The following is a 24864-nucleotide window of genomic DNA, read 5'->3' as shown; positions in this document are numbered from 1 at the left end:
GCCGCCAATGCGACAGCACGGAGCCTGGATGGCGATCGGGGTTTGGCTGCTGCTGGCCGGCACCGCCGCGGCGCAGACGCGGCCGGATCTGGACCCCTGGGGCCGCTACAACGGCCGGACGGAGCAGCAGGGCGGCACGCTGCGCCACTACGATCCCTGGGGCCGCTACGAGGGGCGCTCGGAACGCTCCGCCGGCGGCGGCGTGATGCGCCACTACGATGCCGAGGGCCGCTACCTGGGGCGGGACGACATCGAGCGGGATTTCCGCAACCGCCAGCCGGCGCCGCCGCCGGTCTACCGCCCCCTGCCGCAGCCCTACCCGCCGCAGCCGCCCTACGGGAGTGGCTACGGCCAATCCAACGGCTACGGCCAGCCCAATGTGCATGTCTATATCGACCCGGCGCCGCCGCTCTGGACGCCCGCCGAGCCGGAGCGCCCGCAACCCCCGCCGCCGCGCGGCCGCACACCCTGGTTCAACGACCCGCAGCGCGCGCGGCCCTGAGGGAACAACCCAGAGGAAGCAGTCCAGAGAAAGCCGGGAGGGCCTCAGCCCTCCCAGCCCCCCATGCGGCACAGCAGCGCCCAGTGTTCCGGCGAGATCGGCATCACCGAGAGGCGGGACTGGCGGATCAGCCCGATCTCGGCCAGCGCCGGCTCGGCCTTGATCGCCGACAGCGGCACGGGGCGGGGCATCGGCCCCACCGCGCGCATGTCGGTGCAGACCCAGCGCGGGGCACGGCCCTCCGGCACGGCCTCGGTGGGGTCGGGATAGGCTTCCCGCGCCACCTCGACCACGCCGACGATCTCCTTCCCCACATTGGAGTGGTAGAAGAAGGCCCGGTCGCCCCGGCGCATGGCGCGCAGGAAGCTGGCGGCCTGGGCGTTGCGCACGCCGGTCCAGGGTTCCGTGCCGTTCGCCACCTGCTGCTGCCAGGAGAAGGCGTCCGGCTCGCTCTTGACCAGCCAGAAGCGCCTTTCAGCCAAGGCGCTGGCCGCCGGCATAGACCTGCCGGAAGGGGCGGATGGTGGTGCGGGCGAACAGCCCGGCCTGGGCATAGGGGTCGGCCGCCGCGAAGGCCTCGGCCGCCGCCTGGTCCTCCGCCTCGACGATCAGCACGCTGCCGCAGGGCTTGCCCTCGGCGTCCAGCACCGGGCCGGCCTGCACCAGCTTCTCCACCTGGCTGTCCAGGTACTCCAGGTGGGTGGGGCGGGTGGCCAGGCGCAGCTCCAGGGCGCCGGGCTTGTCCTCGGCGACGATGGCGAACAGCATGGTGGAACGTCCTCTCGAAAGGGGCGCGGCGCCAGCCGCCGCTGTTGCATGACGTAACCGCGTGCGGCGATGGCTTCAATCCGGCGCCGCCAGCGCCTAGTTTGCGCCGCGTGAGCACCCCCGCGCCCCATCCGGCCCCCCGGCCCCTCTCCGCCACGCCCCAGCCCGGCACCCCGCAGCCGGGCGGCGGGCTGCACCGCTTCGCCAATCCCGGCCGCTTCCTGCGGCTGACGGACCGCGCGCTGCCCTGGCTGTGGGGCGCCGCCGTGCTGGTGCTGGGGATCGGCGCCGCCTGGGCGCTGCTCTTCTCGCCGCCCGACTGGCAGCAGGGCGAGACGGTGCGGATCATGTACGTCCATGTCCCGATGGCCTGGCTGGCGATGGGCGGCTATCTCGGCCTCGCCATCGCCTCGCTGATGTCGCTGATCTGGCGCCACCCGCTGGCCGACCTCGCGGCGCGGGAGCTCTCGCCCGTGGGGGCCATGGTCACGGCGCTCTGCCTCGCCACCGGCAGCCTGTGGGGCCGGCCGATGTGGGGCACCTGGTGGGCCTGGGACGCGCGGATGACCTCCGTGCTGGTGCTGTTCTTCCTCTGGATGGGCCACGCCGCCCTGGTCCGCGCCTTCGACGAGGAGGAGCGCGGCGCGCGGGCCGGCGCCATCCTCGCCCTGGTGGGGGCGGTGAACCTGCCGGTCATCAAGTGGAGCGTGGACTGGTTCAACACGCTGCACCAGTCGGCCTCCGTCACGCGGGCGGCGGCGCCGGGGCTGCATGTCGATATCCTCTACCCGCTGCTCACCTGCGCGGCGGGGTTCGGGCTGGCCTTCGCGGCGCTGGTGCTGGCGCGCACGCGGGCGGCGGTGATGGAGCGGCGGGTGCGGCAGTTGCAACTGGCCCAGGCACGGCGACATGACACGCAGCGGCCCGCGGCCGGCCCGGCGGCGGACCTCCAGGCTTGATGCAAGTCATGGAAAAACCTGACAGAAGGGCGGCATGACGCAGCATTGGTGGCATGTGGCCATCTCCTGGGGGCTGGCGGCGTTGGGCTTCGGGGGCATGGCGGTCCTGGCCGCGTGGCGGCACGCGGCGGCGAAGCGGCATCTGGCCCGGCTGGATCCGCGCGAGAGGAGGCGGGCATGAAATCGTCGCGCAAGCGGCGCCGGATGTGGATCGTGGTGCTGGCGGGGCTCGGCCTCGGCTCGGCCACGGCGCTCACCCTCACCGCCTTCCAGGACAACCTCGTCTTCTTCCTGGCGCCGAGCGACATCGCCAGCAAGAACCCCGGGCCGGAGCGCGCCTTCCGCCTGGGCGGGCTGGTCGAGGCCGGCAGCCTGCAGCGCGCCCAGGCCGCCGATGGCCGCACCGAGGCGCGCTTCCGCGTCACCGACGGGCCGGCGACCATCCCCGTCTCCTATGTCGGCGTGCTGCCGGATCTGTTCCGCGAGGGGCAGGGCGTCGTCACCCTCGGCAAGCTGGGGGCGGACGGGCTGTTCCGCGCCAGCGAGGTGCTGGCCCGCCACGACGAGACCTACATGCCCCCCGAGGTGGCCGACGCGCTGAAGCGCAGCGGCCACTGGGACCCGGCCCAGGGCGCCGCGCCGCCGGCGGCCTCCTGGAACACCCTCTCGCCGGCTGCGGCGCAGGAGCGCAACGGCGGATGATCGCGGAACTCGGGCACTTCGCCCTGGCGCTGGCGCTGGCGCTCGCCCTGGCGCAGAGCTTCGTGCCGCTGCTCGGCGCCGCCCGTGGCGATGCCCGGCTGATGGCCGCCGCCGGGCCGCTGGCGGGCGGCCACCTGCTGGCCTGCGCCGCCGCCTTCGGCGCGCTGCTCTGGGCCTTCGCGGTGAACGACACCAGCGTCATCAACGTGGTGCAGAACAGCCACTCGGCCAAGCCGATGCTCTACAAGCTCTCCGGCGCCTGGGGGAACCACGAGGGCTCGATGCTGCTCTGGGTGCTGATCCTGGCGCTGTGCGGCGGCGCGGTGGCCGGCTTCGGGCGGGAGCTGCCCTCGGCGCTGCGCGCCCGCGTGCTCGGCGTGCTGGGGCTGGTGGCGGTGGGCTTCCTGGCCTTCGTGCTGATCACCTCCAACCCCTTCGGCCGTGTCTGGCCGCCGCCGCCGGACGGCCAGGGGCTGAACCCGGTGCTGCAGGACCCCGGCCTCGCCTTCCACCCGCCGCTGCTCTACCTCGGCTATGTCGGCTACGCCGTCACCTTCGCCTTCGCCGTCGCCGCCCTGCTGGAGGGGCGGGTGGATGCCGCCTGGGGCCGCTGGGTGCGTCCCTGGGCGCTGGCGGCCTGGTCCTTCCTGACACTTGGCATCGCGCTCGGCTCCTGGTGGGCCTATTACGAGCTGGGCTGGGGCGGCTGGTGGTTCTGGGACCCGGTGGAGAACGCTTCCCTCCTGCCCTGGCTGGCGGGAACGGCGCTGCTGCATTCCGCCATCGTGGTCGAGAAGCGGGAGGCGCTGAAGGTCTGGTCGGTGCTGCTGGCGCTGCTGGCCTTCGGCTTCTCGCTGCTCGGCACCTTCCTGGTGCGCTCGGGCGTGCTGAACTCCGTCCACGCCTTCGCCAACGACCCGGAGCGTGGCGTCTTCATCCTCGGCCTGCTGGTGTTCTACGTGGCGGGGGGCTTCGCGCTGTTCGCCTGGCGGGCGCCCAGCATGGCCCCGGCCGGGCTGTTCCAGCCGCTCTCGCGCGAGGGCGGGCTGGTGCTGAACAACCTGCTGCTCTGCTCCATGGCCGCCGTGGTGCTCACCGGCACCCTCTGGCCGATGTTCGCCGACCTGCTGCTGGGCCAGAAGATCTCGGTGGGCCCGCCCTTCTTCAACACCGCCATCCTGCCGCTGGCCGTGCCGCTGGTGCTGGCCATGGCCGCCGGGCCGCTGATGCCCTGGAAGCGGGCGCAGCTCTGGCCGGTGCTGCAACGCCTGTGGTGGGCGGCGCTGCTGGCGGCGCTGGCCGTGGCGCTGTGCTTCGCCTATGCGGGCGTGCGCATCGGCCCGGCGCTGGGCTTCGCCGCCGCCGCCTGGCTGGTGGCCGGCGCCCTGGCCGACATTTCCGACCGCATCGCCCTGTTCCGCCGCCCCGCCGCAGCCTGGAGCCGGGCGCGTGGCCTGCCGCGCGCCGCCTGGGGCGCCGCCATCGCCCATGCCGGACTCGGCATCTCCATCCTCGGCATGGCCGGCATGGGGCTGGCGACCGACCGCCTCGCCGCGCTGCGCCCCGGCGCCAGCCTCGCCCATGCCGGCTATGAGTGGCGGCTGGACCGGGTGGAGGACGTGATCGGCCCCAACTGGACCGCCCGCCGCGCCACCGTCACCGTCACGCGCGGCGGCGCCCCCGTCACGGTGCTGACGCCGGAGCGGCGCTTCTTCCCCGTCGGCCGGATGAACACCACCGAGGCCGCCATCCACACCACCTGGCTCTCCGACCTCTATGCGGTGATGGGCGAGGAGGAGGGCGGCACCGCCGTGCTGCGCATCCACCACAACCCGCTCGCGCCCTGGATCTGGCTGGGCGCCGTGATCATGGCGCTGGGCGGCGGCATCTCCCTCAGCGACCGGCGCATCCGGGTGGCGGCCCCGGCGCCCCGCGCCGGCGCGGCGGCGCGGGCCTGACCCGCCGACACCCCATGACCGGAGCCTGCCCATGCCCCTGACCTCCCGCCGCATGCTGATGCTGGCCCCGCTCGGCATCGCCGTGGCCGGCGGCGCCGGCTTCTACGCCATGCTGCGCGGCCTGGGCACGGGCAGCTACGACCCGCGCGGCGTGCCCTCCGTGCTGGTGGGCCGCGCCGCCCCGCCCTTCGCCCTGCCGCCGCTGGAGGCCACCGGCCTGCCCGGCTTCACCGATGCCGAGCTGCGCGACCTGCCGGCGCCGATACTGGTGAATTTCTGGGCCAGCTGGTGCGTGCCCTGCATCATCGAGCACCCGCAGCTGATGCGGCTGGCGCGCGAGGGCGTGGCCGTCTGGGGCGTCAACTACAAGGACAAGCCGGCCGACGCGGCGCAGTTCCTCACCCGCCACGGCAACCCCTTCCAGCGCCTCGGCGCCGACCAGCCGGGGCGCGTCGCCATCGACTGGGGCGTCTATGGCGTGCCGGAGACCTACCTGCTGGACCGCAAGGGCATCGTCCGCTGGCGCTGGCCGGGGCCCGTGACGCCCGAGGTGCTGGAGCAGGACATCCGCCCGCTGCTGCGGCGCCACGCCTGATGCGCCGCCTCGCCACCCTCGCCTTGCTGGGATGGGCCTCCCTCGCCCCTGCCCTCGGCGTCGGCCTGCCGTCCGAGATGCTGCGCGACCCGGCGCAGGAGGAGCGCGCCCGTGCCATCGGGCGGGAGCTGCGCTGCCTCGTCTGCCAGAACCAGTCGATCGAGGACAGCGAGGCGGAGCTGGCGCGCGACCTGCGCCGCATCGTGCGCGAGCGCATCGCCGCCGGCGAGGACGACCGCGCGGTGGTGGACTACGTACACGACCGCTACGGCGACTTCGTGCTGCTGCGGCCGCCCTTCTCGGCGGCCACGGCGCTGCTGTGGGGCATGCCGCTGCTGGCGCTGGGCGGCGGCGGCCTGGCCCTGCTGCTGCTGCGCCGCCGCCAGCGGGCGGAGCAGGGCGCGTGGCCCGAGCCGGCGCCGCTGACGCCCGAGGAACGCGCCCGGCTGGCGGCGCTGGAGGATGACGCCGCGCGATGATCTGGCTGCTGTTCCTGGGGCTGGCGGCGCTCGCCCTGGCGCCGCTCGGGCTCGCGCTGCTGCGCCCCGCCCGCCTCACCGGCCGGCGCGAGGCCGACCTCGCCCTCTACCGCGCCCAGCTGGCCGAGCTGGAGCGCGAGCGCGCCGCCGGGCGGCTGGACGAGGCCGCGCACCGCGCCGCCACGGTCGAGGTGCAGCGCCGCCTGCTGGCCAGCGAGGGCGCCGAGCGCCAGGGCCGTGCCGGGCGCGGCGCCGCGGCGCTGGCGGCGCTGCTGTTCCTGGTGCCGGCACTGGGCTTCGCCATCTACCTCCGGGGCGGCAACCCGGAGGTGCCGGCCGCGCCCTATGTGGAGCGGGCCGAGGCGGCGGCGCGCGACGACGCGCTGATGGCGCAACTGCGCGCCCGGCTGGAGCAGGTGCCGGCCGACAGCGAGGCGGCGCGCCAGGGCTGGATCCTGCTCGGCAATGCCGAGCGCGGCCGCGGCCGCTGGGAGGCCGCCGCCGAGGCCTGGCGCCGCGCGCTGGCCGCGCGCTTCGAGGGGCCGCTGGCCGCCGAGCTGGCCGAGCTGCTGATCGAGCGCGGCGCGCTGGAGGAGGCCGCCGCCCTGCTCACCCGCGCCCTCTCCGCCGACCCGGAGCAGCCCCGCCTGCGCTACCTGACCGGCCTGGCCGAGGCGCGCGCCGGCCGCACCGAGAATGCCCGCAGCGCCTGGCGCGCCCTGCTCGCCCAGGCCCCGGCCGACGCGCCCTGGCGCGCCCTGGTGGAGCGGCGGCTGCAGGAATTGCCCTGAACTGGCCTGTATTTTACGAAGTCGGAATGTTCCTCTGCCATTCTGGAGCGGCTTTCCAGGCTGGCCGGGAACCGCACGCAGACTTGCACTCGTAACGGTTGCAGCTTCCCCCCCTGGATCGGCTTTGCTGGTCATCGGACAGGCAGGAGGCTCGGTATGCGTCGACGTTCCTTGCTGGCGGCAGGTGGTCTGGCGGCGGCGGCCGCGCTCCTGCCCGGACGGGCCAGGGCGGAGGAGGCGGTCGATGTCCTCCTCGTCCTGGCGGTCGATGTCTCGCGGTCGATCGACGAGGATGAGGCGCGGCTCCAGCGGGAAGGCTACCGCGCCGCGATGTCCGACCCGAAGGTGGTCGAGGCGCTGCAGGGCGGCATTCTGGGCGCCATCGCCGTCACCTATGTCGAATGGGCGGGGGCGGAGTACCAGCGGCAGGTGCTGCCCTGGCAGCGCATCGGCAGCCAGGCCGAAGCCAACCGCTGGTCCGACATGCTGGCCGAGGCGCCGCGCGCCTCGCTCTCCTGGACCTCGATCTCCGCCGGCATCGACTTCAGCGTGCGGATGCTGGCCGAGGCCCCGTTCGAGGGCACGCGGCGCGTCATCGACATCTCGGGCGACGGAGTGAACAATTCCGGCGGCCCGGTGGAGGCGGCGCGGGACGCGGCGTTGGCGCAGGGCATCGTCATCAACGGCCTGCCGATCATGAACGACAACCCGACCTTCGGCCGGCGCCTCAGCATCCCGCTCGACCGGTACTACGCCGAATCCGTCATCGGCGGCGCCGGCGCCTTCCTGGTCGCGGCGGAGAGCTTCGAGAGCTTCGGCGTCGCCGTGCGGCGCAAGCTGATCCGCGAGATCGCCGGCGCCGGCGGGCCGGTCATGAACTACGCCTGATGGCGGCGCCGGAACTCCGCGCCACCCGGACCGGACGGCGCGGGTGCCCCGGCGCCCGGGGGCGCCCGGAGCGTCTGCCTCAGCGCTCGACCTCCTCGATGGCGATGCCGAAGGCGGCCAGCCCCTCGCTGATCAGGTCGCCCGCCATGTCCATGCTGAGCAGATAGGTGGCGGTGTCGGTGCCGGCGCCGCGTTCCTTGGCGAGGCGGTGCGCCTCCTCCCATTCCTCCGGCTCGTAGTCGCCGCGGCCGACCCAGGCCAGGGCCACCAGCGCCGCCTGCTCGTCCTCGTTCAGCTCGTCGATGAAGGTGGCGAGGGTCCCCTCGTCGAAATCCTCGTCGCTGACCTTGTCCTCGTCCTCGTACTCGGTGTCGCGCTCGTTGGTGTCCTCGCCCTGGACGGCGCGGATGTGGTCGACCACGGTCGCGACGGTTTCCAGACTGACGCCCAGATCGACCTCGCTCTCGTCGTCTCGCGGCGTGTCACTCATGCGGCGGCCTCCTCTCCCTGGGTCAGGCTATGGCAACGCGAAGCCGGCGGGGCAGGCTGGGGTTGCCAAAAAATTTTTGTGTTAGGGGAATGCTAACCCGGCTCGGCAACGATGCAGAGGCAGCCTCGTTGGAATCGCATGCGCCGCTCAACGATCCTCCCCCTCATCGCAGCGGTCGCCCTCGGAGCATCGATGTCCGCCCCCCGGGCCACCGACCCTGTTCCCGCCGCCGGCCTGCAGCGCGTCGCGCTCGGCCTCGTCGTCCAGGAGCATGACTCCGGGCGTGGCCACGGCCAAGGTCTGGCCGCTGCCCCCGGATGCGCTGAATCAGCGCCCCTGTTCCGCTCCAACATGCCGCGCTTCGTCCGCTGGCAGCCTGCCGCGGCGGAAGCCGAGGAGGCCGTGCCCGAGGCGGCGGAGGAGATCCCGCCCGCCATGCACCAGGCGCTGCATCTCTGCGTGGTGGAGAAATTCCAGCCCCGGCGCCCCTTCGGCGGCGCCAGCAAGGCGCTGTACCGGCTGTAGGTTTCCGGCCGCGGGAGGCTGCCTTGCAGCCCGCGCCGGGGTTCGGGGCGCGAAAGGCTCGCTTTTTGCGCCCGATCATCCTATCTGTGCGCCGCAACAAGCCGCCAGGCCCGCCCTGCCCGACCCCGCCGCATCCCTGCGGTCAGGGGAATCGGGCCGCGTGCGCAGGCGGCGCAGCCTCGGGACTGCCCGCCTTATGGAACTGCGCAACGTCGCCATCATCGCCCACGTCGACCATGGCAAGACCACGCTGGTCGACAACCTGCTGAAGCAGGCTGGTGCCTTCCGCGCCAACCAGCAGGTCGCCGAACGCGCCATGGACCGCAACGACCTGGAGCGTGAGCGCGGCATCACCATTCTCGCCAAGTCCACCGCCGTCGAGTGGAAGGGCGTGAAGATCAACATTGTCGACACCCCCGGCCACGCCGATTTCGGCGGCGAGGTGGAGCGCATCCTGTCGATGGTCGATGGCGCCATCGTGCTGTGCGACGCCGCCGAGGGGCCGCTGCCGCAGACCAAGTTCGTGCTGACCAAGGCGCTGGCCCGCGGCCTGAAGCCGATCGTCGTCATCAACAAGGTCGACCGCCAGGACGCCCGCGCCGACGAGGTGCTGAACGAGGTGTTCGACCTGTTCGCGGCGCTCGGCGCCAGCGACGAGCAGCTCGACTTCCACACCATGTTCGCCTCCGGCCGCCAGGGCTGGGCCGACCTGACGATGGACGGTCCGCGCAAGGACCTGTCGCCGATGTTCGACCTGATCCTGAGCCATGTGCCGCAGCCGACGGTCGACGCCACGGCGCCCTTCGCGATGAACGCCTCGATCCTGGAGGCCGACCCGTTCCTGGGCCGCATCCTCACGGGCCGCATCGAGCAGGGCGTGGCGCGCACCAACATGCCGGTGCGCGTGCTGCGCCAGGACGGCTCGGTCGTCGAGACGGGCCGCCTGACCAAGCTGATGACCTTCTCCGGCCTGGAGCGCGTGCCGGTCGACGAGGTGCAGGCGGGCGACATCTGCGCCATCGCCGGCCTGTCGGACGCCACCATCCCCGACACCATCGCCTCCCCCGAGGTGACGGAGCCGCTGCACGCGATCCCGATCGACCCGCCGACGCTGTCCATGACCTTCCGCATCAATGACGGCCCGCTCGGCGGCCGCGAGGGCAAGAAGGTCACGTCGCGCCAGATCCGCGACCGGCTGTTCAAGGAGATCGAGGGCAACGTCGCCATCAAGGTGAAGGTGTCCGAGGAAGTGGACGCCTTCGAGGTGGCCGGCCGCGGCGAGCTGCAGCTCGGCGTGCTGATCGAGACGATGCGCCGCGAGGGCTTCGAGCTGACCATCGGCCGCCCGCGCGTGCTGACGCAGGTGAACCCGGAGACGGGTGAGAAGGAAGAGCCCTTCGAGGAAGCCGTCATCGACGTTGATGAGGAATACTCGGGCGTCGTCGTCGAGAAGATGTCCGTCCGCAAGGGCATGATGCAGGACATGCGCCCCTCGGGTGGCGGCAAGGTGCGCCTGACCTTCCACATCCCGTCGCGCGGGCTGATCGGCTACCACGGCGAGTTCATGACGGACACGCGCGGCACCGGCATGATGAACCGCCTGTTCCTGGGCTATCAGCCCTGGGCCGGGCCGATCGAGGGCCGCATCAAGGGCAGCCTGATCTCCAACTCCGATGGCGAGGCGGTGCAGTACGCGCTGTTCTCCCTGCAGGAGCGCGGCACGCTGTTCGTCGATCCGGGCGCCAAGGTCTATACCGGCCTGATCCTGGGCGAGCATTCGCGCGAGAACGACCTCGACGTGAATCCGATCAAGGAGAAGAAGCTCACCAACGTCCGCGCCGCCGGCAAGGACGAGGCGCTGCTGCTGGTGCCGCCGCGCCGCATGAGCCTGGAGCAGGCCATCGCCTACATCGAGGAGGACGAGCTGGTGGAGGTGACGCCGACCGCCGTCCGCCTGCGCAAGCGCTACCTCGACCCGCATGAGCGCAAGAAGCACGCCAAGCGCTCCGACAGCGAGGCCGCTTAATTCTGCAAGCTGCCGGTCAGGGGTGAGACGTCGGCCGCTGTGCTAAACCGGGGTGACCCGTTCGAGTGCAGCGACCCCGTCCCGGCCATGACCGGCAGCGGCCAGAAAAAAGAAGGGGTCCAGGGGAATTCATTCCCCCTGGCCTTTTTTTATGCCTCCGTGCTGGGCACCGTGATCCAGACGATGCGCGTCGGCGCCTCGGTCGGGTTGTCGAACATGTGCGGCACGGTGCTGGGGAAGCGGAAGGTGTCGCCCGCCTCCAGCAGGTGTGCCTCATGGTCCAGCCAGAGGCGCAGCGTGCCGGCCAGCACGTAGCCCGCCTTCTCCCCCTGGTGCTTGACGAAATCCGCGCCCGAGGAGCCGCCCGGGCTCAGCGTCAGCTCGTACATCTCCATCCGCCCCGGCGCGTCCGGCGCCAGCGATTCCTTCAGCACGCCCGAGCGGGTGAGGCGCAGCAGCCGCCGCTGCGCGCGGCGCACGATGTAGCGCGGCGCCGGGCCGGTGGGCCGTTCCTCGAAGAAGAACGAGATCGGCACCTGGAGTGCCAGCCCGAGCAGCCGCAGGGTGCGGATGGAGGGGGTGGCCAGCCCGCGCTCCACCTGGCTGATCATGCCGATGGAAAGCCCGGTGCGCCGGCCCAGCTCCTGGATCGACAGCCCCAGCCGCTGCCGCAGCATCCGCACGCATTCCCCCAGGCGGCGGTCGCTGGCATCGTCGTCGATGCTGGCGTCCAGGCTGGCATCCACGCCGGGCTCCGCCAGGCTGGCGGGCTCCAGTGCCGTCGTGGCGGCCAGCTCAGCCCGAGGCTTCATGCGCATCTCTCCCGCAGGGTGCCGCTGCCATGCCGGCCATGCCGGATTGTTGCAAGGCGATTGACAAGCAAATTTCATGAGAGTGAACATGAGCGCAAGAATTTTGACCGGGCTGAAAACACCCGGCCCGGGAGAGTTGGTGCGGCCAATCCGGCGCTGATCCCGAAGGATGGGGCGGCCCGGTGGAGTGGGAGACGAGAAGCATGACGCATGACGAGTCCGCCCTGCGCTGGCAGCGCATCCTCTCGCCCACGCGGCGCGGCCTGTTCGCCATTGGCGGCGGCGCCGCGGCGGCGCTGGCCGCCGGCCCCGCCCGCGCCCAGGGCCAGCCCCAGGGCCGCCCGCCGGAGAAGCCGAAGGGGCAGGTGATCGTCGGCCTGTCGCAGGAGCCGACGGTGTTCCACCCGCTGATGCCGGGCATCGAGGTGGACCAGGGCGTCTGGTGGAACCTGTTCAGCACCCTCTGGTACATCGACCCGGACGGCAACTTCGTCCCCGACCTCGCCGCCGAGATGCCGACGCAGCAGAATGGCGGCATCTCCGAGGACGGGCTGACCTGGAAGATCAAGCTGCGGTCCGGCGTGACCTGGCATGACGGCACGCCCTTCACCGCCGAGGACGTGAAGTTCAGCCTGGACCTGATCAACAATCCCAATTTCCGGGTGCGCAACCGGGTCGGGCACGCGCTGGTCAAGGACATCCGGGTGGTGGCGCCGGACCAGATCGAGTGGCGTATGGAGACGGCCTACGCGCCCTACCTCTCCATCCTCTCGCTCACCTTCATCGTGCCGAAGCACAAGCTGGCCGACGCGGCGGACCCGAACAGCACGCCCTTCCAGGCCGCGCCCGTGGGCACCGGCGCCTTCCGCTGGGGCAGCCGCGCGGCGGGCGACCACATCCTGCTGAACGCCAACCCCGCCTATCACGGCAAGGGGCCGTATGTGGAACGGCTGGTGTTCAAGTACATCCCGGACCTGACGGTGCTCTACACCCAGTTCCGCACCGGCCAGATCGACTACACCGGCATCGGCGGCATCACCCCCAACTTCGCGCGTGAGGCGCAGGGGCTGCGCGGCCGCAAGGTGCATGTGAACCCCACCGCCTCGGTGGAGAGCATCGCCCCCAACCTCGGCTTCCCCGCCCTGGCCGACAAGGTGGTGCGGCAGGCGCTCTACATGAGCATGAACAAGAAGGCGCTGATCGACGCCATCTACTACGGCCTGCCGACGCCGACCGAATCCTTCCTCCCCCGGCAGTCCTGGGCCATCAACCCCGACCTGCCGAAGCACGAGTACAACCCCGCCAAGGCCAACGCGATGCTGGACGCCGCCGGCTGGAAGCGCGGCGCGGGCGGCATCCGCGAGAAGGATGGGGTGCGGCTGGAGTTCACCAACTCCACCACCACCGGCAACCAGGTGCGCGAGCAGGCGCAGCAATACCTGATGCAGGAATGGCAGGGCATCGGCGCCGCCATGAAGATCCAGAACATGCCCGCCGCCGTCATCTGGGGCGAGTTCTGGCAGATGTCGAAGTTCAACTCCGTCATGGTCAGCGTGAACTACCAGCTCGGCAGCGACCCGGACGTGACGCCGCGCTTCAGCAGCAAGGCCATCCCCGCCAAGGGCGGGCGCGGCCAGAACACCTTCCAGTTCGAGAATGCCGAGGTGGACGCGCTGCTGCTGAAGGGCGCCACCCAGTTCGACCAGGCGGCGCGCAAGGCCACCTATGGCCGCATCCAGGAGATCATCCGCGACGAGCTGACGATCCTGCCGATCTTCCAGCAGGTGCTGGTGGAGGGTGTGAAGGAAGGGCTGCACGGCTTCCGCGCCAACATCAACACCTCCTCCAACTGCTGGAACATCCGCGAGTGGTACTGGGCCTGACCAGTCTGGGCCTGACCAAGCTGAGCCTGGCCAGGTCCCGCCCGCAGCCCCTTCCGCCTTCCTGACCGCCTGCAAGGACACGCCTCATGTCGCCACCTGTCGACCGCATTGCCAGCGACGAGACGCTGCCGGAGGCGGTCGATGTCGTCGTCATCGGCGCCGGCATCATCGGCGTCGCCGCCGCCTACCACTTGGCGAAGAAGGGCCATTCGGTCGCGCTGATCGAGAAGGGGCATGTCGGCGCCGAGCAATCCAGCCGCAACTGGGGCTGGTGCCGCCAGCAGGGGCGGGACCGGCACGAGATCCCGCTCGCCCGCGCCAGCCTGGAGATGTGGGGCGGGCTGCACGAGGAGATCGGCGCCGATCTCGGCTTCCGCCGCAAGGGCGTGCTCTGGGTGACGAAGGACCCGAAGGAGCTGGCCGGCTGGGAGCGCTGGGCGAACGACGCGCGGCAGATGCAGGTGCACAGCCATATGCTGAGCGCCGCCGAGGTGGCCGAGCGCCTGCCGGACAGCACCGAGGGCTGGATCGGCGGCATGGAGACGCCGAGCGATGGCCGCGCCGAGCCCTCCAAGGCCGCGCCGGCGCTGGCCGCCGCCGCGCGCCGGCTGGGGGTGAAGCTGTTCCAGAACTGCGCCGCGCGCGGGCTGGAGACGAAGGCCGGCGCCATCGACGCGGTGGTGACCGAGCGCGGCCGCATCCGCACGAGCGCCGTGCTGCTGGCGGGGGGCGCGTGGTCCACCCTGTTCTGCCGCCGCCACGGCATCGACCTGCCGCAGGCGATGGTGACGGGCACCGCCTTCCGCACCACCGCCGCGCCGGCGCTGACCGAGGGTGCGCTGGGCACGCCGGGCTACTGCATCCGCCGGCGCGAGGATGGCGGCTTCACCGTGGCGCTGCGCGGCCGCGGCACGCTGCACCTGACGCCGGACGGGCTGCGCTATGCCCGCCAGTTCTGGCCCACCTTCCGCCAGCGCGCCGCCAAGCTGAAGATCCGCGTCGGCAAGCCATTCCTCGACGGGCTGATGGCCGGCGCCTCCTGGTCCCTCGACCGCGAATCGCCCTTCGAGCGCACCCGCGTGCTGGACCCGGCGCCGGACATGGCGCTGGTGGAGGAGGCGCTGGCCATGCTGCGCGCCGCCTACCCCTCGCTCGCCGGCATCGGCTGCGCCGAGGCCTGGGCCGGCTCCATCGACTCGACGCCGGACGCGGTGCCGGTCATCTCGGCGGTGGAGAAGCTCAAGGGCTTCCACCTCGCCACCGGCTTCAGCGGGCACGGCTTCGGCATCGGGCCGGCGGCGGGGCGGCTGGCGGCCGATCTCGTGGCGGGGGATGCGCCGATCGTCGATGCCCACCCCTATCGCTACGCGCGGCTGGTGGACGGCACGGCGCTGGCGCCGGCGGGGGCGCTCTGACAGGAAAAGGGCGGGGGAAGGAATTCCCCCGCGCCCCCTTCTTTTTTCTGCAAGTTGGGCGCCGCTTGCGGACAGGCGCGCAGGCGCGGTAACGCGGCGGGCGTGGAACATGACGATCTCTGGCCCTGGCTGACAGGGCGGGCCTGGCCCTGCTGGCTGGCGCATGGCGTCGACTGGCAGGCGGGCGCCTTCCATGAAAGCCTGACGCTCGATGGTTATGCCTGCGCGGCGGAATTCCGCCGCCTGCGCGTGGTGGCGCGGCAGGTCTACAGCTTCTCCCTGGCACACCGGCACGGGCTGCCGCGCGCCGCCGAGGCGGTGGAGCTAGGGCTCGACTTCCTCCGCCGCCGCGCCCGCCAGCCGGATGGCGGCTACGCCTGGCGCTTCGGCCTCGATGGCCGCGTGACCGACGGCCGGCGGGATCTCTACGACCACGCCTTCGTGCTGCTGGCGCTCTCCGCCGCCACCGCCGTGCTGCCCGCCGCGCCGCTGCGCGGCATGGCCCTGGCGCTGGACGATTTCATCGAGCGCCACATGGCCCACCCGGCGGGCGGCTATGTGGAGAGCCTGCCGCCCGCCCTGCCGCGCCGGCAGAACCCGCACATGCACCTGCTGGAAGCCCGCCTCGCCGCCGCCGAGGCCTTCGGCGAGCCGCGTTTCCTGGAGGGCGCGACGCGGCTGCTCGGCCTGTTCCGCGCGCGCTTCTTCCAGCCCGCCAGCGGCACCCTGGCCGAGTTTTTTGACGAGGCGCTGGCGCCGCCCGCCGCGCCGCATCCGGTGGAGCCGGGGCACCATTGCGAATGGCTCTGGCTGCTGGAGTGGCACGCACGGCTGGCCGGCGGCCATGCCGCGCCGGAGGCGGCGGCGGCGCTGCGCGGCTTCCTCGGCCGCCCCGCCGCCCGCCGCCCGGAGGGCGCGCTGCGCGACGTGCTGGACAGCACCGGCGCCGTGCTGGAGCCGGGCGCCCGCCTCTGGCCGCAGACGGAATGGCTGAAGGCCGCCACCGCGGCCGAGCGGCCCGCCGCCGCCCGCGTGCTGGGCGCCTATCTGCGCGAGGACGGGCTGTGGCATGAGCGCCGCCTGCCGGATGGCAGCCTCAGCCATGAGCCGGCGCCGGCCAGCAGCCTGTATCATCTGAGCTGCGCCATCGCCGCCACGGCCACGCCACGGGGCTGAAGGGAAAGCGGAATGCGGATCATCGTCTGCGGCGCGGGCCAGGTCGGCACCACCATCGCGCGGCACCTGGCGCGGGAGGGCAACGACGTCACCGTCATCGACAGCTCCGTCGAGCAGGCCCGCCGCGCCGATGAGAGCTACGACGTGCGCGGCATGGCCGGCCACGCCTCCCACCCCGAGGTGCTGCGCCAGGCGGGCGCCAAGAACGCCGACCTGCTGATCGCCGTCACCCGCTCGGACGAGGTGAACATGGTGGCCTGCCAGGTGGCCTACTCATTGTTCCACGTGAAGCGCCGCATCGCCCGGCTGCGCCACCATGGTTACCTGGAGCCGATCTGGAACGGCCTCTACGCCAGCGACCAGCTGCCGGTGGACGTCATCATCTCGCCGGAGCTGGAGGTGGCGCGCGGCATCGCCCGCCGCCTGCGCACCCCGGGCGCCTTCGACATGGTGCCGCTGGCCGATGGGCGGGTGCAGCTGCTCGGCATCCAGTGCGAGGATGCCGCCTGCCGCGTCGCCGGCGCGCCGCTCAGCGACCTGCGCCAGCGCGCCGCCGAGAACGGCTTCGTCGTCGTCGCCCTGGTGCGGGAGGGGCGCGCCTTCGTGCCCCGCCCGGAGGACGAGGTGCGCTGCGGCGACGATGTCTATGTCATCGCCCAGCCGGCGCAGGTGGACCAGGTGATGGCCGCCTTCGGCCACCGGGAGCAGGTGGCGCGGCGGCTGGTCATCGTCGGCGGCGGCCATGTCGGGCTGCACCTGGCGCGGATGCTGGGGCGGGAGGCACTGGTCTCCCTCAAGATCATCGAGCACAGCCCGGAGCGCGCCGAGCAGGTGGCGCGCGAGCTCGGCCCCTCCGTGGTGGTGCTGTGCGGCGACGCGCTGGACCGCGAGCTGCTGGAGGAGGCCAATATCGGCGCCGCCGAGACCGTCATCGCCGTCACCAACGACGACGAGACCAACATCTTCGTCTCCGTGCTGGCCAAGCGGGAGGGCTGCCAGCGCGCCATCACCCTGGTGAACAAATCCTCCTACGAGCCGATGATGGACACGCTCGGCATCGACACGGTGGTGAGCCCGAGCAGCATCACCATCTCCTCCATCCTGCGCCACGTGCGGCGCGGCGCCATCGCCCAGGTCTACCAGCTGCGCGGCGATTTCGGCGAGGTGCTGGAGGCCGAGGCGCTGGCCGGCTCCCGCCTCGTCAGCGGCCCGCTGGGCGAGATCGGCCTGCCGCCGGGCATGCTGGTGGGCGCCGTGCTGCGCGGTGGCGAGGCCATCATCCCCGATGCCACCACCCGCATCGAGCCCGGCGACGACGTCATCGCCGTGGTCTCCCACGCGGCGCTGAAGCAGGCGGAGGCGGTGCTCACCGTGCCCGGCCGGGAGGATGACCGCCCGCCCCCCGGCCCGCCCCTCGACCCCGACGCCACCGACCCCGATGCGGCCTGAGCCGCCCCGCTCCCCCGCCGCCTCCGGGCAGGCCGCGGGCGGCTGGTCGCCGCCGCCGCTGCGGCCGGTGCTGCACCTCGTCAGCGGCATGCTGCTGGCGCTGGCCGCCTTCATGCTGCTGCCGGCGGCGGTGGACGCGGCGCATGGCCACCCGGACTGGAAGCCCTTCGCCACCGCCAGCCTCGGCCTGCTGGCCGGCGCCGGCCTGCTGTTCCGCGCCACGCGCTGCCCGCTGAAGGGCGGGCTGACGCTGCGCCAGGCCTTCGTGCTGACGCCGCTGAGCTGGGCGGCCATCACCGCCTGCGCCGCCATCCCCTTCTATCTCTCGCTGCATCCCGGCCTCGGCGGCAGCGTGACCAATGCCTATTTCGAGGCGGTCTCCGGCCTCACCACCACCGGCGCCACCGTGGTCACGGGGCTGGACCACGCGCCGCCGGGCATCCTGCTCTGGCGCTCGCTGCTGCAATGGCTGGGCGGCATCGGCATCATCGCCACGGCGCTGGCCATCCTGCCGGCGCTCGGCGTCGGCGGCATGCAGCTGTTCCGCACCGAAAGCTCCGACCGCTCGGAGAAGGTGCTGCCGCGCGCGCGGCAGATCGCCACCGCCATCAGCGCCGTCTATCTGGGCATGACGGTGGCCTGCGCCCTGGCCTATCTCGCCGCCGGCATGGCGCCCTTCGCCGCGGTGGTGCACGCGCTCAGCACCATCTCCACCGCCGGCTTCTCCACCTCCGATTCCTCGCTGGCCAACTGGGACAACCCGGCCATCCACTGGATCGCCACGGCGGGGATGCTGGCCGGCGCGCTGCCCTTCGTGCTCTACCTGCGCGCCCTGCGGCGGGACTGGGAGATCCTGCGCGACCCGCAGGTGCGCGCGCTGCTCGGCCTGCTGCTCGGCGCCATCCTGCTGGTGGCGGCGATCCTGGTGCTGCGCGGCACCTACGGGGTGGAGGCGGCGCTGCGCCACGCGGCGCTCAACGTCGTCTCGGTGGTCACCACCACCGGCTTCGCCTCGGCCGACTACATGCAGTGGGGGGGTGCCGCCACCGGCATCTTCTTCGCGCTGATGTTCGTCGGCGGCTGCACCGGCTCCACCGCCGGCGGCATGAAGATCTTCCGCTTCGTGGTGGTGGCCATCATGCTGCGGGCGCATTTCCTGCGGCTGCTCTACCCGCGCGGCGTGTTCCCGCGCGTCTATGCCGGGCGGCCGCTGCCGGACGACGTCATCGGCTCCGTGGTGGTGTTCTTCGCGCTGTATTTCCTCTGCTACGGCGCGCTCACCATCGCGCTGATGGCGATGGAGCTGGATTTCCTCACCAGCGCCAGCGCCGCCGTCAGCATGCTCTCCAATGTCGGGCCGGGGCTCGGGCCGGTGATCGGCCCGGCCGGCAATTTCGCCGGGCTGCCGGAGGCGGCGAAATGGCTGCTCTGCTTCGCCATGCTGCTGGGGCGGCTGGAGCTGTTCACCGTGCTGATCCTGTTCATGCCGCGCTTCTGGCGTGGCTGAGGCGCGGCCGGCTCAGTCGCGCAGCAGCAGGATCCCGCCCCAGGACAGGCCGAACATCGCCGCCACGACCACCCCGGCGGCGGCGCGGGGGTGGCGCGCCGCGCGCTCCAGCAGCAGGCCGGCGAGGGTGGCGCCCATCGCGAACAGCCCCAGCACCAGCAGGAAGCCGAGCAGGACGGGGTTGCTGGCCACCATCAGGCCAGCGGCTGTCCGGCCTGCCGGGCCGCGCGGCGCTCGGCGCGCAGCCGGGCCCGCTCCTCGTCGGTCAGCTGGGCGTAGCGGGCGCGGGACATGCCGAACCAGGCCGTGCGGGTGCCCGGCTTGGGCTGGCCCGCCTGGGCACGCTCTCCCTCCGCCTCCTCAAGCCCCGGTGGGGTTTCGTTGGCGGCATCCTTGGTGGCGGGCGGATAGGCCGCGAGCCACCCCATCAGCGCCAGCGGCCAGAGCCGAAGTCCAGACATATCCGTCATGAGGCCCTCCGCGCTTGTTCGCGCCCTGCGGCACACCATTAGGATAGAAGAAGTGCAACGCGTTGATGGCCAGGATGTGTCCGCGCGTGACAAGATTGGCGCGAAGTGTCACCCGATTGCTTCACGGATGCTTGAGGCCGGGGCAGAGCGCCGCAACGTGATGAAGGAATCGAAGAGTTTGGCCAAAGGAAAGGGCCCATCGCCGCTGTTCACCGGCCACCGGGGAGGGCTGCACCTCCTGCCGGGGCTCGACAACCGCGGCGCCACCATCCTGCGGCAGGTGGTGGAGCTCTACATGGAAACCGGGGAGCCGGTCGGCTCCCGCACCCTTTCCCGCCGCCTGCCGCTGGCGCTCTCGCCGGCCACCATCCGCAACGCCATGGCGGATCTGGAGGAGGCGGGGCTGCTCTACGCCCCCCACACCTCGGCCGGGCGGCTGCCCACCGAGCAGGGGCTGCGCCTGTTCGTGGACGGGCTGCTGGAATTCGGCGACCTCTCGGACGAGGACCGGGAGGCGATCGCCATACGCTGCGCCGCCGCCGGCCGCAGCATGGAGGAGACGCTGTCCGAGGCGGGGCAGATGCTCTCCGGCCTCGCCGGCGCCGCCGGGCTGGTGGTGGCGCCGAAGACCGAGGCGGCGGTGCGGCACATCGAGTTCGTCGCCCTCTCGCCCGGGCGGGCGCTGGTGGTGCTGGTGAACGCGCATGGCCAGGTGGAGAACCGCGTCATCGAGGTGCCGGCCGGGCTGCCGCCCAGCGCCTTCACCCAGGCCAGCAACTTCATCAATGCCCGCCTCTCCGGCCGCACGCTGGAGGAGACGCGCGGCATGGTGGCCGAGGAGATCCAGGCCAACCGCACCGCGCTGGACACGCTGACGCAGCAGATGATCGAGCAGGGGCTGGCCACCTGGGCCGGCGGTGGCGGCGGCTCGCTGATCCTGCGCGGCCAGGCCAAGCTGCTGGAGAATCTCGACCAGATCGCCCGCGTGCAGGAGATCCAGGCGCTGTTCGAGCGGCTGGAGGCGCAGGAGACCATGCTGCGCCTGCTGGAGCTGGCGCAGCGCGGCCAGGGCGTGCAGATCTTCATCGGCGCCGAGTCCGGCCTGTTCGACAGCGCCGGCCTCTCGATGGTGGTGGCGCCCTTCCGCAACGGGCAGGAGCAGATCGTCGGCGCCATCGGCGTCATCGGCCCGACGCGCATCAACTATGGCCGCGTCATCCCGGTGGTGGACTACACGGCGCGGGTGATCGGGCAGCTCCTGGGCTGAGAGGGAGCGCGCGCCGCCTCAGGCGGCCTGGTGGCGCGCCCGCGCCGCCAGCACCTCGTAGGCGGCCCGCACCGCCCCGGCGCCGTGGGTGCGCTCCAGCCGGCGCACGGTGAAATGCGCCCGCGCCAGGGTGCGGAAATGCTCCAGGAAGGCGAGGTTCACCGCCGCCCCCGCCGCCGCGCCCACCACCGGCGCCGCCTGGGCCGAGAGCTTGAAGCTCAGCGGCCCGATGAAGCGCGCCGCGATGGCGCCGACGAAGCCCGGCAGCAGCGCCGCGCTCATGTTGGGCAGGAACTGCGCCAGCGCCAGGCGGGTGGCGAAGTAGCCGGTCTCGGTGGCGTCGTCGGCCGGGCCGGGGCCGCCGAGGGCGAACACCTTCAGGCACTCGGCGCCGGTCATCGGGTCGTCCAGGTCCTCGCCGGCGGCGGCGGCCTCGGCGCCGATCTGCCGCAGCAGCACGGCGGTGGAGACGGGCAGCTCCAGCAGCGTGCCCGGCAGGCCGAAGGCGCCACCCGCCGCGCCCGAGGCGGCGGCCAGCCCACGGTGCAGCCAGTCCTGCCGCAGCCCGGTGGGGGTGCGGTCCGGCCGGCTGCGCATCGCGGCGCGCAGCGCGGTGGAGAGGGCCTGGCGCACCGTCCGGTCCAGCAGGCCCTGCGCCGAATCCGGCAGGCGGCGGCGCAGCGCCTCGATGGGGGTGCCCGCCATCTGCGCCATGCGCGCGGCCAGCGAGGTTTCCTCCAGCACGCGCCGCGCCTCGGCCAGTTCCGCCTCGGCCTCGGCAGGGAGGGGCAGGGTGGCGGGAAGGGTCTGGCTCATGGGGCGGCGGGCTCCGGAGGGGGGGCGGGAGGGGTGGCCCCACTCCCGCGGGCGGTCAGAGGATGAAGCGGCTGAGATCGGCGCTGGCGGCCAGCGGCGCGACCTTCTCCTTCACATACGCCGCATCGACGCGCACCGTTTCACCGTTGCGGTCGCTGGCGCTGAAGGAGACCTCCTCCAGCAGCTTCTCCAGCACGGTGGCGAGGCGGCGGGCGCCGATGTTCTCGACGCGGGCGTTGATCTCGGCGGCGAGGTCGGCCACCGCCTCGATGGCGTCGTCCGTCAGCTCCAGCGTCACCCCCTCGGTGGAGAGCAGCGCCACATACTGCTTCGCCAGGGAGTGCTCCGGCTCGGTCAGGATGCGGCGGAAATCCTCCCGCGTCAGCGCGCCGAGCTCGACGCGGATCGGCAGGCGGCCCTGCAGCTCCGGCAGCAGGTCGGAGGGCTTGGCGATGTGGAAGGCGCCGGAGGCGACGAACAGGATGTGGTCCGTCTTCACCGGGCCGTGCTTGGTGGCGACGGTGGTGCCCTCGATCAGCGGCAGCAGGTCGCGCTGCACGCCCTCGCGCGAGACGTCGGCGCCACGGCCGCCGCCATCGGTGGAGCGGGCGCAGACCTTGTCGATCTCGTCGAGGAAGACGATGCCGTGGTTCTCGGCATGCGCCACCGCGTCGCGGGTCAGCTTCTCCTGGTCCAGCAGGCGGTCGGCCTCGTCCTGGGTGAGGGCGATGCGCGCCTCGGCCACGGTCAGCTTGCGCGACTTGGCCTGGCGGCCGAACATCTTGCCCATCATCTCCTGGATGTTGGCCATCTGTCCGGGCGGCATGCCGGGCATGTCCATCATCCCCACGGGCGTCGCGCCGCCCTGGTCGGAGACCTGGACCTCCACCTCCTTCTGCTCGAGCTGCCCCTCGCGCAGCATGCGGCGGAACTTCATCCGCGTCTCGCCGGAGGCGCCCTCGCCCACCAGCGCGGTGATCAGCCGCTCCTCGGCGGCCAGCTCCGCCTTGGCCTGCACCTCGCGGCGGGCGGTCTCGCGCATGCGGGTGATGGAGATCTCCACCAGGTCGCGCACGATGCTGTCCACGTCGCGGCCGACATAGCCGACCTCGGTGAACTTGGTGGCCTCGACCTTGATGAAGGGGGCGTCGGCCAGCTTGGCCAGCCGCCGGGCGATCTCGGTCTTGCCGCAGCCGGTGGGGCCGATCATCAGGATGTTCTTCGGCACCACCTCCTCGCGCATCGCCTCGGGCAGCTGCTGGCGGCGCCAGCGGTTGCGCAGCGCGATGGCGACGGCGCGCTTGGCCTCATGCTGGCCGATGATGAAGCGGTCCAGCTCGGAGACGATCTCGCGCGGGGAGAGGTTCACGGTCTCGGTGGCCATGGGTCAGAGGGTCTCCAGCACGTAGCGGCCATTGGTGTAGACGCAGATCTCGGCCGCGATGCCCATGGCCTTCCGGGCGATGTCCTCGGCGTTCATGCCGTCCACGTCGATCAGCGCGCGGGCCGCGGCCAGGGCGTAGTTGCCGCCCGAGCCGATGCCGATGATGGAATCCTCCGGCTCCAGCACGTCGCCATTGCCGGTGATGAGCAGGGAGCGGTCCTTGTCGGCCACCGCCAGCAGGGCTTCCAGGCGGCGCAGGTAGCGGTCGGTGCGCCAGTCCTTCGCCAGCTCCACGGCGGCGCGCTCGAGCTGGTCGGGGAAGCGCTCCAGCTTGGCCTCCAGCCGCTCCAGCAGGGTGAAGGCGTCCGCGGTGGCGCCGGCGAAGCCGGTCAGCACCTTGCCGCCGGCGATGCGGCGGACCTTGCGGGCGTTGTTCTTGACCACGGTCTGACCCATGGAGACCTGGCCATCCCCCGCCATGGCCACCTTTCCGTCCTTGCGCACGCAGAGGATGGTGGTTCCGTGCCAGCCCAGGGGATCGTAGCGGGGATCGTGAGACGTCGCGTTCATGCCGCCGAGATGGCATCGCCGATGCGGCGCAACAAGCGGGGGCGTGCTTCAACCGCCGCGCCAGGTCTCCCACTCGGCGGGGGGTGGCTGCGGCGCGGCCGTGGCAGCGCTGGGCGCGGCGCTGGCGGGGCTGTCCTCCCGCCGGCCGGAGCCGTCCGCCGCAGGATCGGCCGGGGGGGCGGCGGACGTAGCCACGAGGCCGCCGATCATCGCCGCCTGCGCCGCGTCCAGCGCCAGGAAGCGCAGCCGCAGCAGGCCGCCCTCCTGCTGCACCAGCTGCACCTCGATCTCGCCCAGCCGGGCGTTGCGCAGGCGCATGCGGCCCCGCCCCGCCCCGGGCGGCAGCAGCCGCAGCAGCCGCAGCAGCGCCAGCCGCAGCCGGCCACCCCAGCCGGCCCGCTCCGGCCGCAGCGCCGCCCCGCCCAGGGACAGGCTGACGATGCGCGCCGCCACCGGCTGCAGGCCGGGCGCCGGCACGAATTCGGCCGGCCAGTCCACCGCCACGCGCCGCGCGGCGCGGCCCTGGTCGGTGCGCTCCCGCCCCGCGGCGCGCAGGGCCAGCAGCAGCAGCAGCGCCAGCCCGCCGGCCGGCGCCAGCCAGGGCCAGGCCAGCCAGGGCCAGCCCGGCTGCCGCCCGCCCGGGGCCGGGCCGGCGGTGGCGGTGCGCGGGGCCGCGGGCGGCGCGGCAGCCTGCGGCCCGGCCGGCGCCGCCTCCGGCCCCGGCGGCGGAAGGGCCGGCGGCGCGGGCAGGCTGAGGCGGGCCCAGAACAGGCCGCGCAGCGCCGCCATGGCGGCCTCCTGCCGCGCCCGCGCCTCGGCCCAGGCGATGGCCGAGGGGGCAGGGCGGTCCGGTGCAGGCCGGTCCATGCCGGCGCGCAGCAGCACGATCACCATCTGCGAATCCGCCACCGCCGCCAGCGCCGCGGCGAGGGCCGGGCCCTCCGGCAGCCCCGGATCGGAGCGGACGGCATCCAGCAGCGCGCCGAGCGCCACATCCGCCTCCCTGCGCCGCTGGCGCAGCATGGCGCGGCTCTCGGCGCTCAGCGGCTCGGTCAGGCTGAGCGCGCCGAGCGTCGCGCCGTGCTCCAGGAACAGGGCGGCCTCCGCCTCGGCCAGCCGGGCGAGCGTCGCCGGCGCGGCGAGGGGCTTTGCCGCCGGCGCGGCGAGGGGCTGTGCCGCCGCCGCGCGGAACCACGCCGCCGGCAGGCCCGCTTGCAGCCACCCCGCCGCGCTGATGATGCGGCGCCGCGTCATGCCCATGGCCCTGCCCCCTCCTGCTCTCTGCCTGCTGCTGCCGGCCTGCGGCGCCCGCCCCGGCCGGGCCGCTTCGGCGCCAGACTGGCGGCGGCCGCTTGGCGGAGCGTTAAGGCCGGTGCCGAGCCCCGCCTTCCGCACGCTCTCCCCTGGGCAAGCCCCCCTCGCGCGGTCTAGG

General features: G+C 72.8%; 27 protein-coding genes. 17 read left to right on the top strand and 10 right to left on the bottom strand.

Annotated elements, in window-relative coordinates:
• The first annotated feature begins 28 nt into the window (after positions 1–28).
• The gene (locus tag CR165_RS04250; protein ID WP_109515713.1) at positions 29–502 is read left to right on the top strand and encodes a hypothetical protein; all 474 of its coding nucleotides are present in this window, start codon (positions 29–31) and stop codon (positions 500–502) included.
• A 44-nt stretch (positions 503–546) separates the two neighbouring features.
• On the opposite strand, the gene CR165_RS04245 is transcribed toward CR165_RS04250, so the two are convergent.
• Positions 547–984: an EVE domain-containing protein gene (locus tag CR165_RS04245; RefSeq protein ID WP_245906100.1), complete on the bottom strand. Its 438-nt coding sequence runs from the start codon at positions 982–984 to the stop codon at positions 547–549.
• Positions 977–1270, bottom strand: a complete 294-nt coding sequence (locus tag CR165_RS04240) for a YciI family protein (RefSeq protein ID WP_109515711.1) — start codon at positions 1268–1270, stop codon at positions 977–979. The genes CR165_RS04245 and CR165_RS04240 overlap by 8 nt, the downstream gene beginning before the upstream one ends.
• Before the next feature lie 110 nt (positions 1271–1380).
• Between CR165_RS04240 and CR165_RS04235 the strand changes: the two genes are divergently transcribed.
• The 8 genes from CR165_RS04235 (at position 1381) to CR165_RS04205 (ending at position 7642) form a co-directional block, all read left to right on the top strand.
• Positions 1381–2229 (top strand): heme ABC transporter permease, encoded by an 849-nt coding sequence (locus tag CR165_RS04235; RefSeq protein ID WP_109515947.1) that lies wholly within the window; start codon positions 1381–1383, stop codon positions 2227–2229.
• Positions 2230–2263: 34 nt separating this feature from the next.
• Positions 2264–2410 carry a hypothetical protein gene (locus CR165_RS24880; protein ID WP_181377996.1) on the top strand — a complete coding sequence of 49 codons (147 nt, stop codon included), beginning with the start codon at positions 2264–2266 and terminating at the stop codon, positions 2408–2410.
• On the top strand, positions 2407–2931 hold the full coding sequence (ccmE, locus tag CR165_RS04230) for a cytochrome c maturation protein CcmE (protein ID WP_109515710.1): 525 nt from the start codon (positions 2407–2409) through the stop codon (positions 2929–2931). Before CR165_RS24880 ends, ccmE begins: the two co-directional genes overlap by 4 nt.
• Positions 2928–4889 (top strand): heme lyase CcmF/NrfE family subunit, encoded by a 1962-nt coding sequence (locus CR165_RS04225; RefSeq protein ID WP_109515709.1) that lies wholly within the window; start codon positions 2928–2930, stop codon positions 4887–4889. Before ccmE ends, CR165_RS04225 begins: the two co-directional genes overlap by 4 nt.
• 31 nt (positions 4890–4920) lie before the next feature.
• Entirely contained in the window at positions 4921–5484 is a 564-nt protein-coding gene (locus tag CR165_RS04220; RefSeq protein ID WP_109515708.1) for a DsbE family thiol:disulfide interchange protein, read from the top strand.
• A complete protein-coding gene (locus CR165_RS04215; protein ID WP_109515707.1) occupies positions 5484–5963 on the top strand; it encodes a cytochrome c-type biogenesis protein in 480 nt (159 codons plus the stop codon). The genes CR165_RS04220 and CR165_RS04215 overlap by 1 nt, the downstream gene beginning before the upstream one ends.
• Entirely contained in the window at positions 5960–6754 is a 795-nt protein-coding gene (gene ccmI / locus CR165_RS04210) for a c-type cytochrome biogenesis protein CcmI (RefSeq protein WP_109515706.1), read from the top strand. The genes CR165_RS04215 and ccmI overlap by 4 nt, the downstream gene beginning before the upstream one ends.
• 156 nt (positions 6755–6910) lie before the next feature.
• The gene (locus tag CR165_RS04205; protein WP_109515705.1) at positions 6911–7642 is read left to right on the top strand and encodes a DUF1194 domain-containing protein; all 732 of its coding nucleotides are present in this window, start codon (positions 6911–6913) and stop codon (positions 7640–7642) included.
• Between the two features lie 79 nt (positions 7643–7721).
• On the opposite strand, the gene CR165_RS04200 is transcribed toward CR165_RS04205, so the two are convergent.
• The gene (locus tag CR165_RS04200) at positions 7722–8132 is read right to left on the bottom strand and encodes a DUF3775 domain-containing protein (protein WP_109515704.1); all 411 of its coding nucleotides are present in this window, start codon (positions 8130–8132) and stop codon (positions 7722–7724) included.
• A gap of 192 nt (positions 8133–8324) precedes the next feature.
• On the opposite strand from CR165_RS04200, the gene CR165_RS24385 reads away from it, so the two are divergent.
• Together CR165_RS24385 and typA are read left to right on the top strand one after the other, a co-directional pair.
• Positions 8325–8657, top strand: a complete 333-nt coding sequence (locus CR165_RS24385) for a hypothetical protein (RefSeq protein ID WP_146201822.1) — start codon at positions 8325–8327, stop codon at positions 8655–8657.
• A gap of 196 nt (positions 8658–8853) precedes the next feature.
• Entirely contained in the window at positions 8854–10683 is a 1830-nt protein-coding gene (gene typA, locus CR165_RS04195) for a translational GTPase TypA (protein ID WP_109515703.1), read from the top strand.
• A gap of 149 nt (positions 10684–10832) precedes the next feature.
• Here typA and CR165_RS04190 read toward each other — a convergent pair whose 3' ends face one another.
• A complete protein-coding gene (locus CR165_RS04190; RefSeq protein ID WP_245906099.1) occupies positions 10833–11495 on the bottom strand; it encodes a helix-turn-helix domain-containing protein in 663 nt (220 codons plus the stop codon).
• A gap of 203 nt (positions 11496–11698) precedes the next feature.
• On the opposite strand from CR165_RS04190, the gene CR165_RS04185 reads away from it, so the two are divergent.
• From CR165_RS04185 to CR165_RS04165, 5 genes are all read left to right on the top strand, one after another.
• A complete protein-coding gene (locus CR165_RS04185; RefSeq protein ID WP_109515702.1) occupies positions 11699–13378 on the top strand; it encodes a peptide ABC transporter substrate-binding protein in 1680 nt (559 codons plus the stop codon).
• Positions 13379–13464: 86 nt separating this feature from the next.
• The gene (locus CR165_RS04180; protein WP_109515701.1) at positions 13465–14793 is read left to right on the top strand and encodes an NAD(P)/FAD-dependent oxidoreductase; all 1329 of its coding nucleotides are present in this window, start codon (positions 13465–13467) and stop codon (positions 14791–14793) included.
• 102 nt (positions 14794–14895) lie between these two features.
• Positions 14896–15969 (top strand): AGE family epimerase/isomerase, encoded by a 1074-nt coding sequence (locus tag CR165_RS04175; RefSeq protein WP_109515700.1) that lies wholly within the window; start codon positions 14896–14898, stop codon positions 15967–15969.
• Positions 15970–15981: 12 nt separating this feature from the next.
• Positions 15982–17418: a Trk system potassium transporter TrkA gene (gene trkA / locus CR165_RS04170; RefSeq protein ID WP_109515699.1), complete on the top strand. Its 1437-nt coding sequence runs from the start codon at positions 15982–15984 to the stop codon at positions 17416–17418.
• Complete coding sequence (locus CR165_RS04165; RefSeq protein WP_245906098.1) at positions 17357–18925, top strand: TrkH family potassium uptake protein; 1569 nt, start codon at positions 17357–17359, stop codon at positions 18923–18925. The genes trkA and CR165_RS04165 overlap by 62 nt, the downstream gene beginning before the upstream one ends.
• Before the next feature lie 12 nt (positions 18926–18937).
• Here the strand turns inward: CR165_RS04165 and CR165_RS04160 are convergent, their stop codons facing one another.
• Positions 18938–19120: a hypothetical protein gene (locus tag CR165_RS04160; RefSeq protein ID WP_109515698.1), complete on the bottom strand. Its 183-nt coding sequence runs from the start codon at positions 19118–19120 to the stop codon at positions 18938–18940.
• Complete coding sequence (locus tag CR165_RS04155) at positions 19120–19395, bottom strand: hypothetical protein (RefSeq protein ID WP_146201821.1); 276 nt, start codon at positions 19393–19395, stop codon at positions 19120–19122. Before CR165_RS04155 ends, CR165_RS04160 begins: the two co-directional genes overlap by 1 nt.
• A 178-nt stretch (positions 19396–19573) precedes the next feature.
• Here CR165_RS04155 and hrcA point away from each other — a divergent pair, with 178 nt between their 5' ends.
• Entirely contained in the window at positions 19574–20662 is a 1089-nt protein-coding gene (hrcA, locus tag CR165_RS04150) for a heat-inducible transcriptional repressor HrcA (protein WP_379650348.1), read from the top strand.
• Between the two features lie 18 nt (positions 20663–20680).
• Here the strand turns inward: hrcA and CR165_RS04145 are convergent, their stop codons facing one another.
• The 4 genes from CR165_RS04145 to CR165_RS25945 are packed head-to-tail and all read right to left on the bottom strand — an operon-like array spanning position 20681 to position 24692.
• Positions 20681–21478 carry an EcsC family protein gene (locus CR165_RS04145; protein WP_109515696.1) on the bottom strand — a complete coding sequence of 266 codons (798 nt, stop codon included), beginning with the start codon at positions 21476–21478 and terminating at the stop codon, positions 20681–20683.
• A 55-nt stretch (positions 21479–21533) separates the two neighbouring features.
• Positions 21534–22862, bottom strand: a complete 1329-nt coding sequence (gene hslU, locus CR165_RS04140; protein WP_109515695.1) for an ATP-dependent protease ATPase subunit HslU — start codon at positions 22860–22862, stop codon at positions 21534–21536.
• A gap of 3 nt (positions 22863–22865) precedes the next feature.
• A complete protein-coding gene (gene hslV / locus CR165_RS04135; RefSeq protein ID WP_109515694.1) occupies positions 22866–23432 on the bottom strand; it encodes an ATP-dependent protease subunit HslV in 567 nt (188 codons plus the stop codon).
• A gap of 48 nt (positions 23433–23480) precedes the next feature.
• Complete coding sequence (locus CR165_RS25945) at positions 23481–24692, bottom strand: hypothetical protein (RefSeq protein WP_109515693.1); 1212 nt, start codon at positions 24690–24692, stop codon at positions 23481–23483.
• Positions 24693–24864: the final 172 nt, after the last annotated feature.

The sequence above is a fragment of the Teichococcus aestuarii genome, assembly GCF_003116135.1.
GTDB classification, from domain to species: Bacteria; Pseudomonadota; Alphaproteobacteria; order Acetobacterales; family Acetobacteraceae; genus Pseudoroseomonas; species Pseudoroseomonas aestuarii.
Note: the sequence above shows the minus strand (reverse complement) of the source record. Positions and strands in the feature narration are given on the sequence as shown.